Raw genomic sequence first — 20,837 nt, 5'->3', positions numbered from 1 at the left:
GGTCCTCCCCGCCCGCGAGACCAGGAGCAGCCCGTGACCGCCTACCGCGTCGTCGACCCCACGCGCAACGAGCTCCTCGCCGAGCACCCCACGGCGACCGACGCCGAGGTCGAGGCCGCGCTCGGCCGCTCGCACACCGCGCAGCGCGCCTGGCGGGCCGTCCCGGTGCAGGAGCGGGCGGCCGTCGTCCGCCGCGCCGGGGAGCTGTTCGCCGAGCGACGCGACGCCCTCGCCGCGCTCGTCACCCGCGAGATGGGCAAGCGCACGGGCGAGGCGAGGGGCGAGCTCTCGCTCGTGGCCGACATCTGCGCCTACTACGCCGACGACGGCCCGGCGATGCTCGCCGACGAGCTGCTGAACCCGCGCCGTGGTGGTCGCGCCCACCTGCGCCACGAGCCGGTCGGCCCGCTGCTCGGGGTCATGCCGTGGAACTTCCCCTACTACCAGGCGGTCCGGCTGGCCGCGCCCAACCTCGTCGCGGGCAACACCATCCTCCTCAAGCCAGCCCCGCAGTGTCCCGAGTCCGCCCTCGCCGCCGCGCAGGTGTGGCACGACGCAGGTCTGCCCGACGGGTGCTACGAGGTGCTGCTCGCCACCGACGAGCAGGTCGCCGACCTCGTCGCCGACCCGCGGGTCGCCGGGGTCTCGGTCACCGGCAGCGAGCGCGCCGGCTCGGCCGTCGCCGCGCAGGCCGGGCGCCACCTCACGAAGGTCGTCCTCGAGCTCGGCGGCTCCGACCCCTTCGTCGTCCTCGCCGACGCCGACCTGGACCGTGCCGTCAAGCACGCCGTCCTGGGCCGGATGCAGAACTGCGGCCAGGCGTGCAACGCCGCCAAGCGGATCCTCATCGTCGACGCCGTCCACGACGCGTTCCTCGAGCGCTTCGCCGCCGCCGTCGCCGCCCTGCGCCCCGGCGACCCCACCGACCCGGGGACGACGCTCGCCCCGATGGCCTCGGAGGCCGCGGCCACCACCCTCGTCGAGCAGGTGCAGGACGCCCTCGACCGGGGCGCCACCGCGGTCGTCGGCGGCGCCGAGCGGCCCGACCGCCCCGGTGCGTGGGTCACGCCGACGGTCCTCACCGGCGTCACACCGGGGATGCGCGCCTTCGACGAGGAGCTCTTCGGCCCGGTCGCCGTCGTCCACCGGGTCGCCGACGCCGATGCCGCGGTCGAGCTCGCCAACGCGTCACCCTTCGGCCTCGGCGGGGCGGTCTTCGGCACCGACCGGGACGCCGTGGCCGACGTCGTCGCGCGCCTGGAGACCGGCATGGTGTGGGTCAACTCGATGCAGGGGTCCATGGCCGACCTGCCCTTCGGCGGCACCAAGCGCTCCGGCGTCGGGCGCGAGCTCGGGACGCTCGGCATCCGCGAGTTCGTCAACACCAAGCTCGTCCACGAGCCCGGCGCCCGGTGACCCGCGGCGGGAGGGCCTAGAACTCGCCCTTCGGGAGCTCGAGCTCGGACTTCGCGAGCTCCTCGACGTTGACGTCCTTGAAGGTGACGACGCGGACGGTCTTCGCGAAGCGCGCCGGCCGGTAGATGTCCCAGACCCACGCGTCGTGCATCGTCACGTCGAAGAAGACCTCGCCGCCGTCGGAGCGCACCTTCACGTCGACGCTGTTGCAGAGGTAGAAGCGCCGCTCGGTCTCGACGACGTGGCTGAAGAGCCCGACGACGTCGCGGTACTCGCGGTAGAGCGCCAGCTCGGCTTCGCTCTCGTACTTCTCGAGGTCCTCCGAGCTCATCGCTCCCCCACGCTCGTCAGCTTCGTCCCGGTCACCGGGCCATCATCGTCCATCGTGCCGGGCAGCCGCCACGAGCGTCGGTGCCACACCGAGGGACCGTGCGCGCGCAGGGCCTCGAGGTGGTCCGGGGCGGCGTAGCCCTTGTTGCCCACCCAGCCGTACGCGGCGTGCTCGCCGTCCTCGGCGCCGAGGTCGACCATGATGCGGTCGCGCGTCACCTTGGCGAGGACGGAGGCCGCCGCGACCGACGAGCAGCGCAGGTCGGCCTTGACCATCGTCGTGACCGGCGGGGTCGCGACGGGCGCGTCGTGCCCGAAGGCGAACAGCCCGACGTCCTCGGGGGCGGTGAGCCAGTCGTGGTTGCCGTCGAGGATGACGAGGTCGGGACGCACGCCGCACTGCGCGAGCGCCCGCGTCCCGGCCAGCCGCAGGGCCGCGATGATGCCGACCTCGTCGATCTCGGCCGCGCTCGCGTGCCCGACGGCGTGGCACAGGGCCCACCGCTCGATGCGCGGGACCATCGCCTCGCGGACGTGCGGCTGGAGCAGCTTGGAGTCGCGCACGCCCTGCGGGGCGCTGCGGCAGGTCTCGTCGATGACGACGACCCCGACCGTGACCGGACCCGCGAGCGCGCCGCGGCCGACCTCGTCCATCCCGGCGAGGATGCGGTGCCCGTCGCGCTGCAGCTGCCGCTCGACCCGCAGGCTGGGCTTCGTCGAGGAGGGGGCGGGGCTCACGAGCCGGACGGACGGGCGGGGACGCCCGAGAAGGCCTCGGGGAAGTCGGAGAGCCAGTCCAGGCGCGAGAACGGCCAGACGATGCCGACGGCGCGACCGGTGATCCGGCTGATCGGCACCGAGCCGTCGCTGCCGTCACCGGCGTCGTCGTGGTAGCGCGAGTCCTCGCTGTCGGAGCGGTGGTCGCCCATGACCCAGACGTGGCCCGCGGGCACCGTGATGTCGAAGGTGATCGAGCTGGCGACGTCCCCCGGCTTGAGGTACGGCTCGTCGACGGCCTTGCCGTTGATGCTCAGCTGCCGCTGCGCCGTGCAGCAGACGACGCGGTCGCCCGGTAGGCCGATGACGCGCTTGATGAGGTGGTCCTCGGACTCGCTGGGCAGCAGCCCGACGAAGACGAGCGCGTCGTGGATGGTCCCGGACACCCCGGTGCGGGGCGTGGTCGGGGTCTCGCCGAGCCAGCCGCCCGGGTCCTCGAAGACGACGACGTCACCGCGCTCGAGGTCGAAGGGGCCCGGGGTCAGCTTGGAGACGACGACGCGGTCCCCGACGAGGAGCGTGTCCTCCATCGAGCCGGAGGGGATGAAGAAGGCCTGGAGCAGCCACGTCTTGACGACGAAGGAGAGCACCATCGCCATGACGAGGACGAGGGCGACCTCCTTGACGGCCGCGCCGAGCAGCCCGGCCGTCGAGCGGTGCTGCTCGGGCTGCTGGGTCGGGGGCACCGGGTTCTCGCCGCGCGTGGTCTCGGGGGCGGTCACGGGAGACCCGGACCGGGGATCGTGCCGACGGAGCCCATCCGGTCCAGCGGCCAGAACCGCCACAGGACGGTGCCCACGACGTCGGAGCCGGTGCCGGCGAGGTCGGTCGACGGCGCGAGCCGCAGCGCCCCGTCGGTCTCGACGAGCCCGAGCTCACCGGCGTCGACGTGGTGGTCGGTCTTGAGGACGAGCACACGGTCTCCTGGCTCGAGGGTGGGGGCGTAGCCGGCGGTCGGGACGTGGTAGCTCTCGAGGAGCAGACCGCGCACGAGGGCACCGACGAGGACGGCGACGACGAGGACGCCGAGCACCCCGGGACGCCACGACCCGGTGCGCGCCGTGGCGGGCACCGGGTCGGTGGCGGTCGGGGCAGTCACTCGCCCGAGGGTAGTCCTCGTGGATGTGCGCCGCGCCCGGGTGGTCGGCTCGCGTCTCAGGCGTTGGCCGGGGTCTCGCGCTTCTCGCGGATCTTGGCGGCCTTGCCGCGCAGCTCGCGCAGGTAGTAGAGCTTCGCGCGACGGACGTCACCGCGGGTGACGACCTCGATCTTGTCGATGATCGGGGTGTGGAGCGGGAAGGTCCGCTCGACGCCGACACCGAAGGAGACCTTGCGGACGGTGAAGGTCTCGCCGACGCCGCCGCCGTGGCGACGGATGACGACGCCCTTGTAGACCTGGATGCGCGAGCGGGTGCCCTCGACGACCTTCACGTGGACGTTGACCGTGTCACCGGCGCGGAAGTCCGGGATGTCGGCCTTGAGCGACGCGCGGTCGAGCTCGTCGAAACGCTGCATGGTGGATCCGTTCTCGCGGGCTGCCACAGGTCATCCGCGTGCTGTCGGTACTGCTTCTCGCTGACGGGAACGTCACCACCCGGCCGCATGCCGCTGCTCGGACCGGGGTCCGGGGCACTCCCCCTGTGGCGGGGGCCGACGGTGTGGGGTGACGCAGCGGTCCAGTCTGCCAGAGGACGACGGGTCCGGAGAAATCCGCCGAGTCGCGCGGCCCTAGGCTTCCGGGGTGACGATCGACCCCGGCCTGCCCGTCGCCCTCGCCGTCGTCCTGCTCCTCGCCGTGACGGTGGGGGGCTACGTCGTCGGCCGCCTGCCCCGGCCGGCGTCCCCGGTGCTCGCGATGGCCCGGGCGATCGGCCAGCTCGGGGTCGCCGCGCTCGTCATCACCGCCGTCGTGCGCTCCCTCGCCCTGTCGGTCGTCCTGCTCTGCGTGATGTTCACGATCGCCGTCGTGACGACCGTGCGACGGGTCGAGGCCACGCGCGCCTGGCCGTGGGCGACCGTCGCGATGCTCGCCGGCCTCCTGCCCGTGGTCGTCGTCGTGCTCGCGACGCGGACGGTCCCGCCGACGGGGCTGGCGCTCGTGCCGGTCGTCGGCATCATCGCCGGCAACACGATGAACGGGCACACCCTGACCTGCCGGCGGGCCTTCGCCGCGCTGCGCGAGGAGCACGGGCAGTACGAGGCGGGGCTGTCGCTCGGGTTGACCCGCGCCCAGGCGGTCGAGGAGGTCGTGCACCGGCGCATCCCCGAGGCGCTCGTCCCGGGGCTCGACCAGGTCCGCACCGCCGGCGTCGTCACCCTGCCGGGCGCGTTCATCGGCGTCCTCCTCGGCGGCGGCACCCCGGCGCAGGCCGCCGCGGCGCAGGTGCTCGTCCTCGTCGGCATCATGGCGGCGCAGACGGTGACCGCCGTCGTCGCCGAGCGGCTCATCGGCCGGGCGCTGCTCCTGCCGGACGACCTGCGGGCGGCGCTGCGCCCCTGACGGGCTCGAGACCCCGGTTCGTCCACGAAACCCCGGCTCGGAGGTCTTGTCTCGTGGACATTTCGGGGTGACCCCGAAATGTCGGGACGCGCGGGCAGGTCAGCGGCGGCGCTTCGTGAGGTCGACGGTTCCGGGAAAGGAGCCCTCGCCGGGCAGCAGCCGGTAGCCCGCGCGCTTGTAGCGCCGGATGTTCGCCTCGCTGACCCGGCCGGTGTTGATCCAGTACGTCGAGACCGACTGCGGCGCACCGGCCTCCGCGAGCGCGAGCAGGTCGCGCCCGAGGCCGCGGCCCTGGAGGTCCGGGGAGACCATGAGCCGGCCTGTCTCCCAGACCGTCGGGTCATCGGGGCGCACGCGGCCGCGGACCGAGCCGACGAGCCGGCCGGACCCGTCGAGCGAGGGCACCCGCACCACCCAGGTCGTCCACTCGCCGAGGCCCCGCGCCACGTCCTCGAGGGTCTCCTCGAGCGGCGGGATGTGCCACGAGCCCGAGATGCGCCCCTCCTGCATCCAGCAGGCGCGCTGGAGGACGAGCAGCTCGGGGGCGTCGGCCGGGACGGCGGGGCGCACGTCGAGGTCGTCGAGGCCGCCGACGGCCGCGGCGGGGGCGGCGAGGTCCGGACGCCGCGCGACCGTGCGGGCGACCCGCTGCTCGTGGCGCCAGCGGGCGATGGCCGCGTGGTCGCCCGAGAGCAGCACGGGCGGCACCTCGCGGGTCGTGCCACCGTCCTGCCAGAGCGCGGGCCGGGTGTAGACGGGGTACTCGAGCAGGCCACCCTCGTGCGACTCCTCGACGAGCGACTCGGCGTTGCCGACGACGCCCGGCAGCAGCCGCGCGACGGCCTCGACGACCGCGAGCACCGCCACCTCTCCCCCGTTGAGCACGTAGTCACCGAGCGAGACGACGGTGACGCGCATCCGTTCCGCCGCGTGCTCGTAGACGCGCTCGTCGAGCCCCTCGTAGCGGCCGCAAGCGAAGGCCAGCCACGGCTCGGCCGCGAGCTCGTGGGCCATCGCCTGCGTGAAGGGCACGCCGCCCGGCCCCGGAACGAGCAGGTGCGGCACGGGGGCGGCGTCGCTCGCCCCGGTGGTCACGACGTGCTCGAGCGCCCCGGCCCACGGCTCGGGCTTCATGACCATCCCGGCGCCGCCGCCGAACGGGCTGTCGTCGACGGTGCGGTGCCGGTCGTGGGCGAAGTCGCGCAGGTCGTGGACGTGCAGGTCCAGCAGCCCGTCGCGCCGCGCCTTCCCGATGAGCGAGAGGTCGAGCGGCGCGAGGTACTCCGGGAAGATCGAGACGACGTCGAGGCGCACCGGGGTCAGTCCTCGAGGTCGAACAGGCCGCCCGGCGCGTCGACGACGACGCGGCCGCCCGCGACGTCGACCTCGGGCACGAGCGCCGCGACGAACGGCACCTCGCCGGTGCGCCCGTCGTCCAGGCGCACCGCGAGCCGGTCCTGGGCGGCGCCGATGACGAGCCCGGTCACCTCGCCGATCCGCTCGCCGGCCGGCGTGTGGACCGCGAGCCCGACGAGCTCGGCCTCGGTGAAGAGGTCCTCGTCGTCCTCGTCGGCGATCTCGGGGGCGTCCGCGTCGAGGACGAGCCGGGTGCCGCGCAGGCCCTCGGCGCCGGTGCGGTCGGGGACCTCCTCGAAGGCCACCAGCCAGATGCCGTTGTGCACGCGGGTCGAGCGCACGGTGAGGGCCCGCGGGACCCCCGAGCCGGACTCGGCCTCGGTCGCGAGCACGGCGCCGACCGCGAGGCGCAGCTCGGGCTCGTCGGTGTGCAGGCGGACGGTGACCTCGCCGCGCAGGCCGTGCGGCTTGCCGATCCGGGCGACGACGGTGGACTCGCTCACGCGGACATCCTCTCGGGGGACGGAGGGAACGGGGGGAACGACGGACGGCGGGGCACCCCGGTGTGGGGCGCCCCGCCGTCACGGGTGACGCGGGTCAGCGGACCCGGTCGGTGTCGACGATGTCGATGCGGACCGGCTTGCCGCCGGCGAGGGCACCGAGGACGGTGCGCAGCGCGCTGGCGGTGCGGCCGGAGCGACCGATGACGCGGCCGAGGTCGTCGGGGTGCACGCGCACCTCGAGGACCTCGCCACGGCGCAGGTCACGACGACGGACCTGCACCTCGTCCTTGTGGTCGACGATGCCGGTCACGAGGTGCTCGAGAGCCTCCTCGAGCACGGTCAGGCCTTGTCGGCGGACGCGTCGGCGTCGGCGTCCGTGGACTCCGCCGCGGCGGCGCTGCCCTCGGTGTCGGCGGCGACAGGGGCGTCGTCGGCCTTCTTCGCGGCGGCCTTCTTGCGCGGGGTGGTGGCGGCGCCACCGTCGGCCTCGGCCTTGCCCGCGGCGGCGACGGCGGCCTCGTAGATGTCCTTCTTCGAGGTCTTCGGCTCGGCGACCTTGAGGGTGCCGTCCTTGTAGTGCTTGAGGAGGGCCGCGACGGCCTCGGTCGGCTGGGCGCCCTGGGCGACCCAGTAGTCCGCGCGCTCCATGTCGATCTCGATGAGCGACGGCTCCTGGTTGGGGTCGTACTTGCCGATCTCCTCGATCGCCCGGCCGTCGCGCTTGGTGCGCGAGTCCATGACGACGACGCGGTAGATGGCGGTGCGGATCTTGCCCATCCGCTTGAGACGAATCTTGACGGCCACGGTGGCGGTCCCACTTTCGGTTCGTGGACGCGGCGAGACCGCACGATCTGCGTGCGGGGAGCCGACGCCCGGTGTGTAGGCGTCCGGTCCAGGGCCACACGGGAGGGGCGGGCCCGGACGGGTACAGCGGCCCAGTCTGCCAGAGCGCGCGCCCGCGGCCGAATCGGCCCGGTCAGCGGCTCTCCCACGCGTCGGGCAGCTCGGCCATGGCGCGCACGTGCTCGGGCAGGCGACCCTCGAGCACCTGCTCCAGCGTCGTCTCGTCGAGGACCCGGCGCAGGGCGGCCCGCGCCGCCACCCACACCGTCGCGAGGTGCTCGGCCGACCCTTCGTAGTGGGTCTCGTGCGGCCGCTGCCCCCGGACCTCCGCGAGCGGGCCGTCGACGGTGCGCAGGACCTCCCCCAGCGTGATCTCGGCCGGGGGGCGGGCGAGGAGGTAGCCGCCCGAGCTGCCGCGCCGGCTCGAGACGAACCCCGCGCGGCGCAGGTCGCCGAGGATCGCCTCGAGGAACTTGGCCGGGACGCCGGCCCGCCGCGCGAGCTCGTCGGAGGGGTGGGCCCGGTCCGCCGTCGGGTCCTCGGCGAGCACGAGGAGGGCACGGACGGCGTAGTCGGCGCGGGCGGAGATGTCCACGCCGTCATCCTTCCACCCGGGCGCCACCGGTCCGGGTTCCGGGAAACCCTTGCGCGCCGTGCCCCCTCATCCCTATATTCCCTACTTGTCCGCTAGGTTTCATCTATTCGCAGGGGGTCGCCGTGCGGCGTCTCGTTCTCCTCGCCCTCGTCGGTCTGGGCGCCCAGCTCGTCGACGGGTCGCTCGGCATGGCGTACGGGGTCACCTCGACGACCCTGCTGCTCGCCATCGGCACCAACCCCGCGGCCGCGTCCGCGACCGTCCACCTCGCCGAGATCGGCACGACGCTCGCCTCCGGCGCCTCGCACTGGAAGTTCGGCAACGTCGACTGGCGGGTCGTGCTGAAGATCGGCATCCCGGGCGCGGTCGGCGCCTTCGCCGGCGCGACCTTCCTCTCCAGCCTCGACACCTCCGTCGCGGCGCCGGTCATGTCGCTCATCCTCCTGACCCTCGGCGTCTACGTGCTCGTCCGCTTCACCGTCAAGGGCCTGCGCAAGGACCGCCTCGGCCACCCGCTGCGCTCGCGCTTCCTCGCGCCGCTCGGCCTCGTCGCCGGCTTCGTCGACTCCACCGGCGGCGGCGGCTGGGGCCCGGTCGGCACGCCGGCCATTCTCGCGAGCGGCCGCCTCGAGCCGCGCAAGGTCGTCGGCTCGGTCGACACGAGCGAGTTCCTCGTCTCGGTGGCGGCGAGCCTCGGCTTCCTCCTCGCCCTGGGGTCGGAGGACATCGACTTCGCCTGGGTGCTCGCCCTGCTCGCGGGTGGTCTCGTCGCGGCGCCCATCGCGGCGTGGCTCGTGCGGCACGTGCCGCCGCGCGTCCTCGGCTCGGCCGTCGGCGGCGTCATCGTCCTCACCAACACCCGGACGATCCTCAAGAGCGACTGGGTCGACGCGTCCGAGGGCACCCGCTGGGCGGTCTACGCCGTCCTCTACCTCGTGTGGGCCGCAGCCGTCGCCTGGTCGCTGCGGGCGCACCGCGCCGAGCGGGCCGAGGAGGCGCGGCTGGACCGCGAGCTCGACCGCGACCTGGCCGTCCTCGAGGACGCCACCGACCCCGAGGCCGCCCCGCGCGGCTGAGGCTCGCTCAGCCGACGACGGACCCGCGGAGCACGACGGCCACGGGGTGCCCGAGCACCCCGACGTCGGCCCGCGGGTCCTCGGCGTAGACGACGAGGTCGGCCTCGGCCCCCTCCTCCAGCCCGGGCCTGCCGAGCCAGGCGCGGGCCGACCAGGTCGCGGCGTCGACGGCGTCGAGCGCCGAGAACCCGCAGCGGGTCAGCCGCTCGACCTCCTGGCCGGCCAGACCGTGGGGCAGGGAGCCGCCCGCGTCGGTGCCGACGTAGACCGGCACCCCGGCCTCGTGCGCCGCCGCGACCGTCTCGTAGCGGCGGGCGTGGAGGTCGAGCATGTGCCGGTGGTAGTCGGGGAACTTCTCGCGGGCCGGCGCGGCGATCTGCGGGAAGGTGTCGATGTTGACGAGCGTCGGCACGATGGCGATGCCCTGCCGGGCGAACGCGTCGATGCTCTCGGGCACAAGCCCGGTCGCGTGCTCGATGCAGTCGGTGCCCGCGGCGGCGAAGTCGTGCAGGCTCTGCTCGCCGAAGCAGTGCGCCGTGACCCGAGCGCCCTCCTCGTGGGCCGCGGCCACCGCCTCGGTGAGGACGTCGACCGGCCAGCACGGCGTGAGGTCGCCGGCCCCGCGGTCGATCCAGTCGCCGACGAGCTTGACCCACCCGTCGCCGGCGCGCGCCTCGAGCCGCACCCGGTCGACGAGCTCGTCGGGCTCGACCTCCCACGCGAAGTTGCGGATGTAGCGGCGCGTGCGGGCGATGTGCCGCCCCGCCCGGATGATCCGCGGCAGGTCGGCGCGGTCGTCGACCCAGCGGGTGTCGCTCGGCGAGCCGGCGTCCCGGATGAGGAGCGTGCCGGCGTCGCGGTCGGTCGTGGCCTGCGCCTCCGCGGTCGCGGCGTCCGTCGCGCCGGTGGCGACGAGGCCGACGTGGCAGTGCGCGTCGACGAGGCCGGGCAGCACCCATCCCACGATCGTCGTGACGTCGTGGTCCCCCACGGGGCGCTCGAAGGTCAGCCGGCCGCCGAGGACCCACGCCTCGGGCCGCTCCTCCTCCCGGCCGACGAGGACGGGTCCCGTGAGGTGCAGCACCGTTGTCATGCGCCGACCCTAGCCAACGGCCCTCGTCCGTTGACGTGAGAGAACTCTCTCGATACGGTCCTCTCAGATCAGGGAGGAGGCCGGGATGGCCAACGCGTACGACGACCTCGAGCTCGACGCCCGCGGGATGCGGGCCCTCGCACACCCGGTGCGCGTCCGCCTCCTCGGCGAGCTGCAGCGTCACGGCCCCTCGACGGCGACCCGCCTCTCCCCCGTCGTCGGCGCGACGCCGTCGGTCACGAGCTGGCACCTGCGCCACCTCGCCGAGCACGGGATGGTCCGCGACGCCGCGGTGCCGGGGTCCGGGCGCGAGCGCTGGTGGGAGGCCGCGAGCCGGGGCTACCGGCTGTCCGCCGACGGCCCGGGTGCGCTCGAGGCCGGCCGGGCCCTCGCCCGCGTCGTCGAGGAGGTCGAGGGCGACGTCGTCGGCGACTGGCACCGCGACACCGAGCCCGACCTGCCCCCCGCGTGGCAGGAGGTCGCTGGGCGCTCGAGCACCCGCGTGCTCGTCACCCGCGAGGAGCTGCTCGCGCTCGAGGCCGCGTGGGAGGAGCTGCTCGCGCCCTACGTCCACCGCAAGACCGACCCCGCCTCCACCCCCGCCGGCGCGCGCCTCGTCCACGTCCTGCGGCACGTGATGCCCGAGCGCGACGGCTGAGCGTGGCCGGCGCCCCGCCCCTCGCACCGACCGCCCCGCTCTGGCGCGGCCGGCGGTTCGCCACCGCCTGGGGCGCACAGACGGTGTCCGAGCTCGGCGACCGCGTCTCGGAGCTGGCCGTCCCCCTCGTCGCCGTCACCGTCCTCGACGAGAGCGCCTCGCGGGTCGCCCTGCTCACGGCGGTCGTCTGGCTGCCCAACCTCCTGGCGCTGCTCGTCGGCACCTGGGTCGACCGGCGACCCCGGCCGCGCGCGCTGCTCGTCACCGCCGACCTCGCCCGCGCGCTCGTCGTCCTCACCGTCCCGGTCGCCGCAGCGCTCGGGGCGCTCACCTTCGGCCACCTGCTCGCCGTCGCCCTGCTGCTCGGGGCGTGGTCGACCCTCTTCCGCTCCGCGTGGCAGCCGTTCTTCGTCGCGCTCGTGCCCCGCGAGCGCTACGTCGAGGCCAACGGGCACTTCGCCGCGACCCGCTCGGTCTCGTTCGTCGCCGGCCCCGCGCTCGGTGGCAGCCTCGTCCAGCTGCTCACCGCCCCGTACGCGCTCGTCGTCGACGGGCTCTCGTTCCTCGCCTCCGCGGGCCTGCTGCGCAGCGCCGACGTGCCCGACCGCGAGCCCGCCCCGGACGACGGCTCGTCGCTGCGCCGGCGCGTCGCCGACGGGGTGCGGTACGTCTGGTGCGACCCGATCCTCGCGCCGCTGCTGCGCTGCGTGTCGTGGGTCAACCTCTTCACCTTCGTCGTGCAGGCCCTGCTCGTCGTCTTCGCCAGCCGCGAGCTCGGGCTCTCCGCCGGCACGATCGGCCTGGCCCTCGGGCTCGGCGCCTCGGGTGGGCTGCTCGGCGCGGTGGTCGCCGGACGGGTCTCGAGGCGTCTGGGCATCGGGCGCACCGGCGTCGTCGGGCTGCTGCTCTTCACGGTGCCGACGTCCGCGCTCGTCCTCGCCGACGGGTCGGACCTCGCGAAGGCGTCGGTGCTCGCGGCCGTCGAGGCGGTGACCGGCTTCGGCGTGATGCTCTTCGACGTCAACGTCAACGCGGTGACGGTGGCGTCCATCCCGGACGCCGTCCGCGCCCGGGTCCAGGGCGCGTTCACGACCGTCAACTACGGGGTGCGCCCCCTCGGGGCGCTGCTCGGCGGCGCGCTCGCGGGGCTCGTCGGGACGGGGCCGGCGATCGCGCTCGCGGCCCTCGTCGCGGCGCTGGCAGTGCTCTGGCTCGTCGGCAGCCCGGTGCTGCGCGTCCGGGCCATCGACGACGTGCCGGACCCGGACCCCGCCGTCAGGGGCTGACCGAGCGGACGACGCGGCGCAGCGTCTCGACGACGACCTGCGGCGCGTCGGTGTGCACCCAGTGGGCGGCGCCCTTGACGGTCACGAGGCGCACGCGCGGGAAGTGCGCGCGCATCCCCGGCACGTCGTCGGGACGCACGTACCCGGACTCGGAGCCGGCCAGCCAGACGACGGGACCGTCCCACACCGCGTCCCCGAGGTCCGGGAAGTCCGCGATGAGCGAGGCGCTCCCCCGCTCGGCGTCGGCGCGCACGAGCGCGAGGTTGGCCTGCCACGACCAGTCGCTGCCGTGCCGCCGCAGGTTCTGCAGGAGGAAGGCCTTGACGCCGGGGTCGGGCTCGCGGAAGCGCGCCTCGGCGTCCGCACGGCTGGTCAGCTCGGCCAGCGGCAGGGCGTGCATCTCGTCGATGTAGCCCCGGAACCGGTCGAGGTCGCCGTAGCCCTTCGGGGCGATGTCGACGACGACGAGGCTCCCGAGCAGCTCGGGGTGCCGCAGCGCGAGGACCATCGCGACCTTGCCGCCGAGGCTGTGGCCGACGACGACCCAGCGCTCCCCCGGCGCGGCCTCGGCGAGGGTCGCCGCCACGGCCGCCGCGTAGCCCTCGTAGGAGAACTCCTCGCTCCACGGCGAGCGCCCGTGGTCGGGCAGGTCGACGAGCAGGCAGCGTGCGCCCGTGCCGTCGGGGCCGGCGAGGGCCTTGGCGATCTGGGTCCAGTTGCGGCCCTGGCCGAAGAGCCCGTGGAGGAACGCGACCCGCGGGCCGTCGGTGCCGACCGCGAGCGTGTTCAGGCCGGGGGTGGTCACTTCCCGAGGAACCTGTCGAAGCCCTTCGGCAGGTTGGCCGGGTCGAAGGCGGCGGGGTCGAGGTCGCCGCCGCCGCTGCCGAAGCTCGCGCCCGAGGGCGGGGCCTGGGCGGCCTTCTGCGCCGCCGCGCGCTCCTCGGCCGCCCGCTTGGCCGGGTTGCCCGACTTGGACTTCTTGCGCTGCGGCGCCTGCTGGCGGCCGCGCTTGCCGGGGCCGGAGCCCATCCCGGGCATGCCGGGGATGCCGCCGCCCTTGGCGAGCTGCTTCATCATCTTCTGCGCCTCGCCGAAGCGCTCGAGCAGCTGGTTGACCTCGGAGGTCGTGACGCCCGAGCCCTTCGCGATGCGGGCGCGGCGCGAGCCGTTGATCTGCTTGGGGTGGTTGCGCTCGAACGGGGTCATCGAGCGGACCATCGCCTCGACCCGGTCGAACTCGCGCTCGTCGAAGGCGTCGAGCTGGGCCTTCATCTGGCCCATGCCCGGCATCATGCCGAGGATCGACTTGAGGGACCCCATCTTCTTGATGGCGGCCATCTGCTGGAGGAAGTCGTCGAACGTGAAGTCCTCGGCCGCGAGGAACTTGCGCTCCATCTCGGCGGCCTGGGTGCGGTCGAACGCCTTCTCGGCCTGCTCGATGAGGGTGAGGACGTCACCCATGTCGAGGATGCGCGAGGCCATCCGGTCGGGGTGGAAGACCTCGAAGTCCTTGGTGTTCTCGCCGGTCGAGGCGAACATGATCGGCCGGCCGGTGACCGACGCGACCGAGAGCGCCGCGCCACCGCGGGCGTCGCCGTCGAGCTTGGAGAGGACGACCCCGGTGAAGTCGACGCCCTCGAGGAAGGCCTCGGCGGTCTCGACGGCCGCCTGGCCGATCATCGCGTCGATGACGAAGAGGACCTCGTCGGGCTGGATCGCCGCGCGGATGTCGGCGGCCTGCTGCATGAGGTCGGCGTCGACCGCGAGGCGGCCCGCGGTGTCGACGATGACGACGTCGTGCTGGCGGGCGCGGGCCTCGGCGATGCCGTCGCGCGAGACGCGGACCGGGTCGCCGTGCGAGCGGGTGCCCTCGATGTCGCCGCCGACGACGTCGTGGCCGGCGATGTTGCCGCGCTCGGGCGCGTAGACCGGCACGCCGGCGCGCTGGCCGACGACCTCGAGCTGGGTGACGGCGTTCGGGCGCTGGAGGTCGGCCGCGACGAGCATCGGGGTGTGCCCCTGCTCCTTGAGCCAGAAGGCGAGCTTGCCCGCGAGGGTCGTCTTGCCCGAGCCCTGGAGGCCGGCGAGCATGATGACGGTCGGCGGCTGCTTGGCGAAGCGGATGCTGCGCGTCTCGCCGCCGAGGATGCCGACGAGCTCCTCGTTGACGATCTTGACGACCTGCTGCGCCGGGTTGAGCGCCTCGCTGACCTCGGCCCCGAGGGCGCGCTCGCGCACGCTGCCGGTGAAGGCCTTGACGACCGGCAGGGCGACGTCGGCGTCGAGGAGCGCGAGGCGGATGTCGCGCACCGTCCTGTTGACGTCGGACTCGCTGAGGCGGCCCTTGGTCCGCAGGTTGCGGAAGGTCTCGGTCAGGCGGTCGGACAGGCTCGTGAACACCGGCACAGCCTAACGACTGGTGGACGCCCCGCCGGACCGAGACCGTCCGGGGCGCCTCAGGCCGGCCCGACCCCGTCGCACGTGTCGATGACGAGGCTGACCGCCTGGGCCACCCGGGCCGGCGGCAGCGGCAGCCCGTCGGCGCCGGTGAGGTAGAAGGTGTCGAGCGTCTGCCCGGCGTAGGTCGCGATGTGCGCCGAGCGGACCGACATCCCCGCGCCGGCGAGCGCCGCCCCGAGCTCGTGGAGCAGCCCCGGCCGGTCCTGCGCCCGCACCTCGAGCACGGTCGCCTCGGTGCTGGCCCCGGGCACGACGAGCGCCCGCGCCTGGCCCGGCGAGCCGATGCCCGACTCCCGCGAGGGCCGGGGCAGGTGGGCGCGGCGGCGGTCGAGCGTCTGCAGCGGCGCGCGGTCGCCACGGCCGAGCCGGGCGAGGCCGCGGACGATGCGCTCGGGGTCCGGGACGGCGCCCGACGGGGACTCGACGTGCCACTCGTCGATGGCGATGCCGTCGACCGTGCGCAGGATGGCCGTGCGCACCGTGTGGCCCTCGGCGGCGAGCAGCCCCGCGGTGTCGGCGAACAGCCCGACCCGGTCGAGGTCGACGATGTCGAGGCGGTGCGACCCGCCGCCCGAGACGACGGTGACCCTCGGCTCACCGGCGCGCACCGCGGCCGCGACCTCGGGGGCGAGCGCGCCCGGCCCGGACGGCGTCTCGGGCCCCGCGGAGGCCGGCACCGGCTGCGGCGCGTCGAGGCGCGCCCGGACGGCGTTCGCCAGCTGGTCCAAGAGCGTCGAGCGCCAGTCGGTCCACGCGAGCGGGCCGGCGGCCGAGGCGTCGGCCTCCGAGAGCGCGAGCAGCAGCTCGAGCACCTCGCGGTCGCCGCCGACGGCCTCGACGGCGGCGTCGACGGTGGCGGGGTCCTGGTGGTCGCGACGGGTCGCGAGCTCGATGAGCGTCAGGTGCTCGCGCACGAGCGTGACGAGGACCTCGACGTCGCGCGGCGGGAACCCCCACCGGGTCGCGACGGTGCGCGTCGTCTCGGCGCCGGTCACCGAGTGGTCGTGCGCGCCGCGGACCTTGCCGATGTCGTGGAGCAGCGCGGCGACGAGGAGCAGATCCGGGCGCGAGGTGCGGCGCACGAGCCCGGCCGCGCGGACGACGGTCTCGACGAGGTGCCGGTCGACCGTGTGGCGGTGCACGGCGTTGCGCTGCGGGCGCGAGCGGACGGCGGCCCACTCGGGCAGCCACTGCTCGACGACGCCGACCTGGTCCAGCCCCTCCCAGACGGTGACGAGCCCGGGGCCGGAGGCGAGGAGGTCGCCGAGCAGGTCGCGCGCGGCCTGCGGCCACGGCACCGGGAGCGCGGGCACGTGGGAGGCGAGGTTCTCGAGGGTCGTCGGGGCGACCGGCAGGCCGGCCCGCGCGGCGACGACCCCGGCGCGCAGCGCCATCCCGTCGTCGGTCTCGGCGAGGCGCGAGGAGCCGAGGACGACCTCGCCGTCGCTCGCGAAGTAGCCGTGCCCGAGCGGCGTCATCTGCGGGCGGCGCGGGCCGACCCGCAGCGTGCGGGCGCGCTGCGACTGCCCGGCGCGGCGCACGGTGCCGTCGAGCGCGTAGGCGATGAGCCGGCCGGCACCGGAGACGGCGGTCAGCAGGTCGTCGGCGTCCGGGAAGCCGAGCAGCGCGGCGACGGCGTCGTGGTCCTCGCGCCCGAGCCGGTCGCGGCCCCGGCCGGTCACGACGTGGACCGCGTCGCGGACGTCGAGGAGCAGCTCGTGGGCGCGGTCGACGCCCCCGTGCGGGCGGTCGGCGAGCCACGCCTCGGCGAGCGCGGCGAGGACGGTCATGTCGCGCAGGCCGCCGTGGGCCTCCTTGAGCTCGGGCTCGATCGACTGCGCGAGGTCGCCCTGGCGGGCGTGCCGGGAGCCGAGCGCCTCGACGAGCTGCGGCAGGCGCTTGCGGGCGTTGCCGCGCCAGTCGTGGGCGACGGTGGAGCGGGCGGCGGTCACGAGCTCGGCGTCCCCCGCCACCGCGGCGAGGTCGAGCATCCCGACGGCCGCGGTGAGGTCGGCGGCCGCCACCTGGCGGCACTGCGTGACCGTGCGCACGCTGTGGTCCAGGCGCACCCCGGCGTCCCAGATCGGGTACCAGACCCGGTCGGCAAGGGCGGTCAGCTCCTTGGCGGGCAGGGAGCGCTCGGAGTGCAGGAGGACGAGGTCGTAGTCGGACAGGGGCCCGGCGTCACCGCGCCCGAGGCTGCCGACGGCGGCCAGGGCCACCCCCTCGAGGCGCACCCCGCCGGTCGCGGTGCGCCAGACCTCGGCCAGCCACGCCCGGTTGAACGTGGACAGGGCCTCCCGGCGCGCCCGGCCGGCACCGGCGACGGCGAAGTCGCGGGTGCCGGCCAGGTCGAGCCTCCGGGAGCCGATGTCGCTCGAGGAGGTGGCCATCGCTCAGATCGCCTCGACCCCGCGCTCCCCGGTGCGGACCCGGGCGACCTCCTCGACGGGCGTCACCCAGACCTTCCCGTCACCGATGCGGCCGGTCTGCGCGGCCTTGAGGACGACGTCGACGACCGAGCTGGCGTCCATGTCGTCGACGAGGACCTCGAGGCGGGTCTTCGGGACGAAGTCCACGGTGTACTCCGCGCCGCGGTAGACCTCGCTGTGCCCGCGCTGGCGGCCGTAGCCCTGGGCCTCGCTGATGGTCATGCCCTGGATGCCGAAGGCCTCGAGGGCCTCCTTCACCTCGTCGAGCTGGTGCGGCTTGATGATGGCGGTGACGAGCTTCATCACTTGGCTCCTTCGAGGTCGAGGCTCTCGCTGCTGCGGGTGGCGGGGGCGGGGGTGGCCCCGCCGAGGCGGCCGCCGCGGGTCGCGAGCTCGTAGGCGGACTCGGCGTGCTCGGCCTGGTCGATGCCGGCGACCTCGACGTCCTCCGGGATGCGCCAGCCCATCGTCGCCTTGAGGGCCAGGGCGATGACGAGGGTGACGACACCCGAGACGACGAGCGAGGCGAGCGCGACGAGGACCTGGACGACGGTCTGCTGCACGCCACCACCGTAGAAGAGGCCGGTGCTCGTGGAGAGCAGTCCCGCGCCGATGGTGCCCCAGAGGCCGGCGACGAGGTGGACGCCGACGACGTCGAGCGAGTCGTCGAAGCCGAACTTGAACTTGAGGCCGACCGCGTAGGCCGACAGGGCGCCGGCGACGAGGCCGAGGACGATCGAGCCGAGGGGCGAGAGGGCACCACAGGCCGGGGTGATGGCGACGAGGCCGGCGACGACACCGGACGCGGCGCCGACGGAGGTGGCGTGGCCGTCGCGGATCTTCTCCAGGAGCAGCCAGCCCATCATCGCCGCGCAGGTCGCGACGGTCGTGTTGACCCAGACGAGGGCCGCGGTGCCGTCGGGGGCGAGCTCGGAGCCCGCGTTGAACCCGAACCAGCCGAACCACAGCAGGCCGGCGCCGATCATCACGAGCGGGACGTTGTGCGGGCGCATCGGCACCTTGCCGAAGCCGACCCGGACCCCGACGACCAGGGCGAGGACGAGGCCCGCCATGCCGGCGTTGATGTGGACGACCGTGCCGCCGGCGAAGTCGATCGGCGCGAAGTTCGCGACCCCGTCGGTGGAGCCGAAGACGAGCGACGAGAGGCTCGTCTCGGCGCCGGACAGCAGGCCGCCGCCCCACACCATGTGGGCGATCGGGAAGTAGGCGAAGGTCACCCAGAGGCCCGAGAACACCATCCAGGTCGAGAACTTCACGCGGTCGGCCACCGCGCCGCTGATGAGGGCGACGGTGATGACGGCGAAGGTCAGCTGGAAGCCCACGAACGCGAGCTCGGGGATGTTCCCGTAGCCCTCGTAGCCGAACGGGTTGATGACCGCGTCGGTGTTCGCGAGGCCGAACTTCTCGAACGGGTTGGCGATGATGCCGCCCACGTTCTCGGAGCCGAAGGACATCGAGTAGCCCCAGAGGACGTAGACGATGCCGACGACGCCCATGGCGCCGAACGACATCATCATCATGTTGAGGACCGACTTGGACCGGGTCAGGCCGCCGTAGAACAGCGCGAGGCCGGGCGTGGTCATGAGGAGGACGAGGGAGGCGCAGAGGATGAGGAACCCCGCCGACGCGTAGTCGACGGTCTCCGCAGCGTCTGCCAGCGGGAGGAGTGTCGTGCTCATGGACCAGTACTGTCACGGCCCCGGGTTTCACGACCTGCCGCGTCCTGTTACGCCGGTGTTGCGGGATCGGCGTCCGTGTAAGGAACGCGTTTCGCCGTCCGGCCGGTCCCGCATCGTGAGACCCGGTGCGACGATGGAGGGGTGCCCGCCCCCGTGACGCCCCGGCTCCCGGTCCTGCTCTTCGACGGCGACTGCGCCTTCTGCAGCTCGTCGGTGCGGCTGCTCCTGCGCCTGCGCCGCTCCCCCGCCGACTACGCCGTGGAGCCGTGGCAGCAGGTCGACCTCGGGCCGCTCGGGGTCACCGAGCAGGCGTGCACCGAGGCCGTCCAGTGGGTCGCGGCCGACGGCCGGGTGTCGTCGGCGCAGGACGCCGTCGCGCGGGCGCTGCTCGCGTCACGGCCGTGGGTGCGCCCGCTCGGGGCCCTCGTCCTCGTTCCGGGGGTGCGCCAGGTGGCGCGGGCGATCTACTTCTGGGTGGCGCGCAACCGGCACCGGCTGCCCGGCGGGACGCCGGCCTGCTCGGTCTGAGCGGGGCCGGGCGCCGCGCCGGGCGGCGGCGTCAGTCGATGATCGCGTCGACGAAGGCCTCGGCGTCGAACGGCGCGAGGTCGTCCGGGCCCTCGCCGAGCCCGACGAGCTTGACCGGCACCCCGAGCGCGCGCTGGACGGCGACGACGATGCCGCCCTTGGCGGTGCCGTCGAGCTTGGTCAGCACGATGCCGGTGATGCCGACGACCTGCGCGAAGACCTCGGCCTGCTTCATGCCGTTCTGGCCGGTCGTCGCGTCGAGGACGAGGAGGACCTCGTCGACGGGGCTCTGCTTCTCGATGACGCGCTTGACCTTGCCGAGCTCGTCCATGAGGCCGGTCTTGTTCTGGAGGCGGCCCGCGGTGTCGACGATCACGACGTCGGCCTCGAGCTCCGCGGCGGCCTTGACGGCGTCGAAGGCGACCGACGCGGGGTCGGCGCCGTCGCGGTCGGAGCGCACGGTCGGGACACCGACCCGCCCGCCCCACGTCTCGAGCTGGTCGGCGGCGGCGGCGCGGAAGGTGTCGGCGGCGCCGAGGACGACGTCCTTGTCCTCGGCGACGAGCACGCGGGCCAGCTTGCCGACGGTCGTCGTCTTGCCGGTGCCGTTGACGCCGACGACGAGGATGCAGGCCGGGCGGTCGCCGACGCGCTCGTCGGCGAGCGAGCGGTCCATCGACGGGTCGACGAGGGCGAGCAGCTCCTCGCGCAGCAGGCGGCGGACGGCGGCCTCGTCGGCCACGCCCTCGACGGCGACGCGGGTCCGCAGGGCGTCGACGAGCTCGGTCGTCGCGGCGACCCCGAGGTCGGCGGCGAGGAGGGTGTCCTCGACCTCCTCCCACGCGGCGTCGTCGAGCTTGCCGCCCGCGAGCAGCGCGAGCAGGCCGCGGCCGATCGCCGTGTTGGAGCGCGCGAGGCGCGCCCGGAGGCGGTGCAGCCGGCCGGCCGGGGCCTCCGGGGTCTCGACCGTCGGGACGGTCGTGGTGGGCGCCGGCGCCGGGGCGGGCGGCTCCTCCTCGACGACCTCGCCGGGGTGCTCGATCGTCCCGATCGCGCCGTCCGGGGCGAGGTCGGCGTCGGCCGGCCCGGGCGTGCCCGGGGCGTCGCCGCGCTCGGGCGCCTCGAGGTCGCGCTCGGCGCCGCCGCGTCCGCGGACGAGCCCGAGGACCACGCCCCCGACGACGACGAGGACGGCGACGGCGATGCCGACGTAGGTGAGGATCGAGTCAGTCACCCGGCCATCCTGTCAAGGCGACCGGCGCAGCCCAAACCGGACGGGCGGGC

General features: G+C 74.6%; 23 protein-coding genes. 6 read left to right on the top strand and 17 right to left on the bottom strand.

The genetic code is table 11. From position 1 onward, the window contains the following. Positions 1–33: 33 nt before the first annotated feature. Positions 34–1,416 carry an NAD-dependent succinate-semialdehyde dehydrogenase gene (locus IG69_RS0109765; RefSeq protein ID WP_030527976.1) on the top strand — a complete coding sequence of 461 codons (1,383 nt, stop codon included), beginning with the start codon at positions 34–36 and terminating at the stop codon, positions 1,414–1,416. 16 nt (positions 1,417–1,432) lie between these two features. Here IG69_RS0109765 and IG69_RS0109760 read toward each other — a convergent pair whose 3' ends face one another. Genes IG69_RS0109760 through rplS form a run of 5 tightly spaced genes read right to left on the bottom strand, consistent with a single transcriptional unit; the run spans position 1,433 to position 4,038 of the window. Further along, complete coding sequence (locus IG69_RS0109760; RefSeq protein WP_030527975.1) at positions 1,433–1,747, bottom strand: DUF2469 domain-containing protein; 315 nt, start codon at positions 1,745–1,747, stop codon at positions 1,433–1,435. Beyond that, positions 1,744–2,484, bottom strand: coding sequence for a ribonuclease HII (locus tag IG69_RS0109755; RefSeq protein WP_036829650.1), 741 nt, complete (start codon positions 2,482–2,484; stop codon positions 1,744–1,746). The genes IG69_RS0109760 and IG69_RS0109755 overlap by 4 nt, the downstream gene beginning before the upstream one ends. Then, entirely contained in the window at positions 2,481–3,245 is a 765-nt protein-coding gene (gene lepB / locus IG69_RS0109750; protein ID WP_242525814.1) for a signal peptidase I, read from the bottom strand. The genes IG69_RS0109755 and lepB overlap by 4 nt, the downstream gene beginning before the upstream one ends. Then, positions 3,242–3,622, bottom strand: coding sequence for a S26 family signal peptidase (locus IG69_RS0109745; protein WP_030527972.1), 381 nt, complete (start codon positions 3,620–3,622; stop codon positions 3,242–3,244). Before IG69_RS0109745 ends, lepB begins: the two co-directional genes overlap by 4 nt. 56 nt (positions 3,623–3,678) lie before the next feature. Continuing rightward, entirely contained in the window at positions 3,679–4,038 is a 360-nt protein-coding gene (rplS, locus tag IG69_RS0109740; RefSeq protein WP_030527971.1) for a 50S ribosomal protein L19, read from the bottom strand. 226 nt (positions 4,039–4,264) lie between these two features. Here rplS and IG69_RS0109735 point away from each other — a divergent pair, with 226 nt between their 5' ends. Further along, a complete protein-coding gene (locus IG69_RS0109735; RefSeq protein WP_030527970.1) occupies positions 4,265–5,023 on the top strand; it encodes an ABC transporter permease in 759 nt (252 codons plus the stop codon). Positions 5,024–5,122: 99 nt separating this feature from the next. Here IG69_RS0109735 and trmD read toward each other — a convergent pair whose 3' ends face one another. From trmD to IG69_RS0109710, 5 genes are all read right to left on the bottom strand, one after another. Next, on the bottom strand, positions 5,123–6,337 hold the full coding sequence (gene trmD / locus IG69_RS0109730) for a tRNA (guanosine(37)-N1)-methyltransferase TrmD (RefSeq protein ID WP_030527969.1): 1,215 nt from the start codon (positions 6,335–6,337) through the stop codon (positions 5,123–5,125). A 5-nt stretch (positions 6,338–6,342) separates the two neighbouring features. Further along, on the bottom strand, positions 6,343–6,882 hold the full coding sequence (rimM, locus tag IG69_RS0109725) for a ribosome maturation factor RimM (protein WP_030527968.1): 540 nt from the start codon (positions 6,880–6,882) through the stop codon (positions 6,343–6,345). A 94-nt stretch (positions 6,883–6,976) separates the two neighbouring features. Continuing rightward, positions 6,977–7,219 (bottom strand): RNA-binding protein, encoded by a 243-nt coding sequence (locus IG69_RS0109720; protein WP_030527967.1) that lies wholly within the window; start codon positions 7,217–7,219, stop codon positions 6,977–6,979. Positions 7,220–7,221: 2 nt separating this feature from the next. Continuing rightward, a complete protein-coding gene (rpsP, locus tag IG69_RS0109715) occupies positions 7,222–7,686 on the bottom strand; it encodes a 30S ribosomal protein S16 (protein ID WP_030527966.1) in 465 nt (154 codons plus the stop codon). Between the two features lie 172 nt (positions 7,687–7,858). Beyond that, a complete protein-coding gene (locus tag IG69_RS0109710; protein ID WP_030527965.1) occupies positions 7,859–8,320 on the bottom strand; it encodes an RrF2 family transcriptional regulator in 462 nt (153 codons plus the stop codon). Positions 8,321–8,442: 122 nt separating this feature from the next. Between IG69_RS0109710 and IG69_RS0109705 the strand changes: the two genes are divergently transcribed. Next, a complete protein-coding gene (locus IG69_RS0109705) occupies positions 8,443–9,396 on the top strand; it encodes a sulfite exporter TauE/SafE family protein (RefSeq protein ID WP_051750405.1) in 954 nt (317 codons plus the stop codon). A gap of 7 nt (positions 9,397–9,403) precedes the next feature. On the opposite strand, the gene IG69_RS0109700 is transcribed toward IG69_RS0109705, so the two are convergent. Continuing rightward, positions 9,404–10,489, bottom strand: coding sequence for an amidohydrolase family protein (locus IG69_RS0109700; protein WP_030527963.1), 1,086 nt, complete (start codon positions 10,487–10,489; stop codon positions 9,404–9,406). 85 nt (positions 10,490–10,574) lie between these two features. Between IG69_RS0109700 and IG69_RS0109695 the strand changes: the two genes are divergently transcribed. After that, complete coding sequence (locus tag IG69_RS0109695) at positions 10,575–11,147, top strand: winged helix-turn-helix domain-containing protein (RefSeq protein WP_030527962.1); 573 nt, start codon at positions 10,575–10,577, stop codon at positions 11,145–11,147. Between the two features lie 2 nt (positions 11,148–11,149). After that, on the top strand, positions 11,150–12,433 hold the full coding sequence (locus tag IG69_RS0109690) for an MFS transporter (protein WP_030527961.1): 1,284 nt from the start codon (positions 11,150–11,152) through the stop codon (positions 12,431–12,433). On the opposite strand, the gene IG69_RS0109685 is transcribed toward IG69_RS0109690, so the two are convergent. From IG69_RS0109685 to IG69_RS0109665, 5 genes are read right to left on the bottom strand one after another with little or no spacing between them, the layout of a single operon-like run. Further along, the gene (locus tag IG69_RS0109685) at positions 12,423–13,238 is read right to left on the bottom strand and encodes an alpha/beta fold hydrolase (RefSeq protein WP_030527960.1); all 816 of its coding nucleotides are present in this window, start codon (positions 13,236–13,238) and stop codon (positions 12,423–12,425) included. The two genes, IG69_RS0109690 and IG69_RS0109685, sit on opposite strands and share 11 nt — an antisense overlap. Further along, a complete protein-coding gene (gene ffh, locus IG69_RS0109680; RefSeq protein ID WP_030527959.1) occupies positions 13,235–14,833 on the bottom strand; it encodes a signal recognition particle protein in 1,599 nt (532 codons plus the stop codon). The genes IG69_RS0109685 and ffh overlap by 4 nt, the downstream gene beginning before the upstream one ends. A gap of 56 nt (positions 14,834–14,889) precedes the next feature. Beyond that, entirely contained in the window at positions 14,890–17,286 is a 2,397-nt protein-coding gene (locus tag IG69_RS0109675) for a [protein-PII] uridylyltransferase (RefSeq protein WP_030527958.1), read from the bottom strand. 3 nt (positions 17,287–17,289) lie between these two features. Beyond that, positions 17,290–17,628, bottom strand: a complete 339-nt coding sequence (locus IG69_RS0109670; RefSeq protein WP_030527957.1) for a P-II family nitrogen regulator — start codon at positions 17,626–17,628, stop codon at positions 17,290–17,292. Beyond that, positions 17,628–19,025 (bottom strand): ammonium transporter, encoded by a 1,398-nt coding sequence (locus IG69_RS0109665; protein ID WP_030527956.1) that lies wholly within the window; start codon positions 19,023–19,025, stop codon positions 17,628–17,630. Before IG69_RS0109665 ends, IG69_RS0109670 begins: the two co-directional genes overlap by 1 nt. A 141-nt stretch (positions 19,026–19,166) precedes the next feature. Here IG69_RS0109665 and IG69_RS0109660 point away from each other — a divergent pair, with 141 nt between their 5' ends. Then, a complete protein-coding gene (locus IG69_RS0109660; RefSeq protein ID WP_211250989.1) occupies positions 19,167–19,553 on the top strand; it encodes a thiol-disulfide oxidoreductase DCC family protein in 387 nt (128 codons plus the stop codon). Between the two features lie 31 nt (positions 19,554–19,584). Here IG69_RS0109660 and ftsY read toward each other — a convergent pair whose 3' ends face one another. Further along, on the bottom strand, positions 19,585–20,787 hold the full coding sequence (gene ftsY / locus IG69_RS0109655; protein ID WP_051750404.1) for a signal recognition particle-docking protein FtsY: 1,203 nt from the start codon (positions 20,785–20,787) through the stop codon (positions 19,585–19,587). Positions 20,788–20,837 lie beyond the last annotated feature (50 nt).

The organism is Phycicoccus jejuensis, from assembly GCF_000720925.1.
GTDB lineage: Bacteria > Actinomycetota > Actinomycetes > Actinomycetales > Dermatophilaceae > Phycicoccus > Phycicoccus jejuensis.
Note: the sequence above shows the minus strand (reverse complement) of the source record. Positions and strands in the feature narration are given on the sequence as shown.